Raw genomic sequence first — 515 nt, 5'->3', positions numbered from 1 at the left:
CTGATGACCTGTACTGGCGCGCCATCGTCGAGCTCAAAAACCGTGCGAAGCGATTCATGCCGCCGCGTCAGCTCCTCAAAAACCGCCCCTATCCGTGCAGCGCTGATCCCCTCGCCCTTCAGACGCAGCGCCAGCGGYATGTTGTAGGCTGTGCTGTCCTGGTCGTATTGATCCAAAAACCAGAGACGCTGCTGCGCATGCGWTAATTGCAGATGACCGTCGCGCGGTGCCCTCTCCACCGGCTCCAGCACGGACCACTCATCCGAATGCCCCAGTTGCCGGGCAAGCTCTTCCAGCTGCGGATATTCGAACAACACCCGCAACGCCACCTGCCGGCCAAGCTGCACCGAGGCCAGCGAGATCACGCGCGTTGCCAGGAGCGAGTGTCCGCCGAGTTCGAAGAAGTTGTCGTGGATGCCGACCTGTTCGAGGCCGAGCACGTCGCACCAGATGCGGGCAAGCGCCTGTTCGGTCGGCGTGCGCGGRGCGACATAGTCCTGCGACCTGTAGCCGCC

The 515-nt window shown here is 63.3% G+C and carries 1 protein-coding gene; it reads right to left on the bottom strand.

Annotated features, from left to right (window positions below):
* The coding region (locus AC1DNW_RS35465) for a condensation domain-containing protein (RefSeq protein ID WP_477855828.1) at nt 1-515 on the bottom strand (515 nt) is incomplete at both ends.

Source organism: Rhizobium sp. 05L429 (assembly GCF_056397645.1).
The sequence above is the reverse complement of the archived record's forward strand: the minus strand, read 5'-3'. Positions and strand labels throughout refer to the sequence as shown.